The sequence below is a fragment of the Armatimonas sp. genome (assembly GCF_043757465.1).
Taxonomy (GTDB): Bacteria; Armatimonadota; Armatimonadia; order Armatimonadales; family Armatimonadaceae; genus Armatimonas.
Map to the genome: position 1 here is coordinate 1 of NZ_JAYVPL010000152.1, position 3,307 is coordinate 3,307.

The following is a 3,307-nucleotide window of genomic DNA, read 5'->3' on the forward strand; positions in this document are numbered from 1 at the left end:
GGCAGGTTGAGCGATCATGGTAAATTCCTTTGGTTTCGTCACCTAAGAAGATACCCGCTCCGCCTGCCGAACCCGCTGCACAAACTAGCACACCCCGTCTTTAGGGAAGATGATGCAGTATTAATACTAGTTTCTATCTAGCGTTTGCCGCGCAATCCCGCTCTCGTTTTTTTAGCACGGGTATCCGGGTTGGTTTCTGGGTCGTAGGAGCGGCTTAACCGAATTGTCTGGCCCGTGCTCAGATTGAGTCGGTAGATATCCGAGTCCAGATCCCGGTCACTGTCAAATAATAGGTAGTTCCCATCGGGAGTATAGACGGGGAAACCATCCTCGCCCCCACTGCCATTAGTGAGCTGCTGGAGATCTCCCGAGCCATCGGTGCGTACCTGGAAGATACGGAACTTACTGCCCTCACGATCCGAGGCGAAGGCTACCCAGCGGCCATCCGGGGAGAACGACGGGGAATCGTCGGTGGCGGCATTACTGGTCAGCCGGATCACATCGCCCCCATCGGAGGCGCGAATTGAGTAGATATCCGTGTTCTCCGTGGACGAGGGCGTGGCCGCAAAGACAATCCTGGAGCCCTCGGGGGACCACGCCGGAGTCTGCTCCGCAGCTGCGGTGTTCGTCAGTTGCCGTACCACTCCGGTCGCAACGATCATCAGGTAGATCTCGTCGTTGCCGTTACGGTTGCTCACAAACGCTACCTGGGTGCCATCAGGTGAGAACGCCGGGTCGGCTTCAAAGCCTGTACTCTCGGTGAGCTGCTCTTGCTGTGTGCCATCGTTACGCATGAGAAACAGCCGGTACTGCTTGCTATAGGTCGCCGCCTGGTCCGAGGTGAAGATAATCCACTGCCGGTCTGGTGAGAGGGTCGGCTGGAAATCAAAGGCCGTGGTGTTTGTCAGTTGCTGGACATTGCTGCCATCGCCATTCATCCGCCAGATATCGCCCCCTCGGGTGTAGACCACGCGAAAGGCGAGGGTCGGGTCGGAGCCACCACCATTTTCCTTGACGGTTTTCCCACCGCCACCGCAGCCTATCAAGGCCAGTGTGGCCAGCCCGAGCAGCGCCACTGCTGCCTGTCGTTGCATCTTCATTTCATCTCTCCTGTGTTGCTTTCTGTAACGTCTGCGGGAAGATACGTGTGACAACCTTCCCAGGTTCCCTCGCCGCTCACCAGTAGAGCAGTGGAGAGGGCATCCGCCTGTGTCGCAGTGGGTGCGACCACGGCGGCCCAGGCTCGGGCTTCCACAGGCCAGCCCGTGCGAGGATCCAGCACATGCCCGTAGCGTCTTTCGCCAAAAATAGCCCAGCGGCCCGAGGGGGCCGAGACACCAAGGCACTGGTTAGAGAGTGTCAGGGGCGGGCCACCCGCCACGGTGATTTTCCAGTTCTCTCCCAGTGCCACCACCGAGGAAGTGCCACCGTGGAGCAGCGCCCGTGTCACGCCCGCCTCCTCTAAAATCTCCCGTGCTCGGTCCAGTGCCCAGCCCTTCCCGATCGCGCCGGGATCAAGCCTCAGACCTGGTTGTCTCAGAAACACGGTGCTGTTATCGTCATCAAGCACGACACTCTCCCAGCCTGTGAGTGCCCGTGCCACTTCCACATGCGCGGCTGTTGGTTCTTGCTCACCCCGCCAGAGGGCCACAAGCGCTCCGACAGTGGGGTCGAAGGTACCGTCTGTTCGCTCGGTTAGCTCTCGTGCCTCCCGCAAGAACGCAAGAGTGGTAGGGCGAACACGGACAGGTCCCTGCGCCCCCTCGGCATTGATTGCCCAGAGATCGCTTCCTGGATCGTAGGCCGAGAGCTGCTGCTCCACCGCCTCGATCTCGGCGAGCGCCGCCTCGCCCGCTGCCCGTAAGCTCTCCTCACGCTCGCCTTCCAGCACGAGCTCAAAGCGACAGCGCATCGCCTCCGTCGCCAGCAGTACGGTTTTCATCTGTTGATTATAGCGGGTACACTGGTTTTTCTGATGTATGAGCCTCTCTTGCCCCCCATCCCTCCCTACACCAAGCTGCGGCTCCCGACCGAGCGGGTGACAATTCCAATGGTCTTTCCTGTGCTGAGCAGGGTGCGCTGGCGGGCGAGCTACAACGAGGACTGGGGAACCCATCGCCACACGGGCTGTGATCTGATCGCGCCCAAGCTCACGCCGATTATTGCGCCGTTTGCCGGGACACTCGGCTTTAAGCCACAGACCTTCTGGATCGTGCGCGATGACGGCTGGGGCTGCCTAGGGACGCATCTCAACGACGATACACCAGGAACTCGTGATGGGAAAGCCAATCTTGACTTTATGTTTGCACCCAACCTCGTACCGGGTGAGAGCGTGGAGGAGGGGCAACTGATTGGCTATGTGGGTGACAGCGGAGATGCCAATGGCCCGCACCTGCACTTCGAGCTACACGGCCCCGATGGCATGCGCGACCCTGCGCCGTCGCTGCGCGAAGCAAGGCGGCTCACGAATCCCACACCGCTGCTTGTTCTCGCGACAACGGAACCGCCTGAGCCTGGGAAGCTTCGCACCGAGGGCTGTGTGCGCGGCTTTCAAGCGGCTACGCGCCGCCTGACACTCGTGCTGCTCAAGGAACCTCGACAGGTGACACTTACTCTCAGCGAGCTTGCTCTCCAGCAGCTTGGAGGCGCGCTGGGAATCGCTGCGCTCTCACGAAGCCGTGTGGTGAGTGTCTACCACCGCAAAAATACTGTGGAGCGTGTTAGTCTTGCTCCCATCTCTAGCCTTGCCCCCGTCTCAAATCCGAGAGCGGACGAGAGTAGCCAGCCGCTTGTGCGGCTGAGCGGCTCGGCACTGAGCAGTGACCCAACCCTAACCCGCTGCGCCGTCACCGAGCTCACGCAGTTCTCACGGCTGTCGTCGCCGCGCTGGATTCGCACGGGGAGTATGGCACTCGGGCCGCTTCGGATGCGCGGCACCAAGCTCAAGCAAGCCGCCATTCTAGGGCTGACCGGCACTCCTGCGACGCTCTTCTCTCAGGAAATCGTGCAAGAGGCGCTTCGTTACAGCGGCTTCACCCGTTTCGGCGGCGCGGTCGGCAACGGTCGCCTCATCCTCGTCCTCGCCGATGGATAAATCCCATCTCGCAAATAATGGCGATATCGTCTAGTGGGTTATTTGTCTCGTAATCAAGCATAACTTCCGTTCCAACGGCGGCGAACAGGGCGGCGAGTAAAGCCGCCAGAACCACCTAGTACAGCTCGGCACAAATTTTGATAATATTAGGTAGTCAAAACCTTCCCGGTATAAGTCCAACGAAATGGCTTAGCCATCGTCGCGTTAAAGTAA

3 protein-coding genes are annotated in these 3,307 nt (G+C 59.8%); 1 reads left to right on the top strand and 2 read right to left on the bottom strand.

Annotation, left to right across the window (positions count from 1 at the left end):
* Positions 1-137: 137 nt before the first annotated feature.
* Together ACH2ED_RS21060 and ACH2ED_RS21065 are read right to left on the bottom strand one after the other, a co-directional pair.
* Positions 138-1,100 carry a TolB family protein gene (locus ACH2ED_RS21060; protein WP_395094698.1) on the bottom strand — a complete coding sequence of 321 codons (963 nt, stop codon included), beginning with the start codon at positions 1,098-1,100 and terminating at the stop codon, positions 138-140.
* Positions 1,097-1,942 (bottom strand): FAD:protein FMN transferase, encoded by an 846-nt coding sequence (locus ACH2ED_RS21065; RefSeq protein WP_395094699.1) that lies wholly within the window; start codon positions 1,940-1,942, stop codon positions 1,097-1,099. Before ACH2ED_RS21065 ends, ACH2ED_RS21060 begins: the two co-directional genes overlap by 4 nt.
* A 33-nt stretch (positions 1,943-1,975) precedes the next feature.
* Here ACH2ED_RS21065 and ACH2ED_RS21070 point away from each other — a divergent pair, with 33 nt between their 5' ends.
* On the top strand, positions 1,976-3,094 hold the full coding sequence (locus ACH2ED_RS21070; protein WP_395094700.1) for a M23 family metallopeptidase: 1,119 nt from the start codon (positions 1,976-1,978) through the stop codon (positions 3,092-3,094).
* The last annotated feature ends 213 nt before the right edge of the window (positions 3,095-3,307 follow it).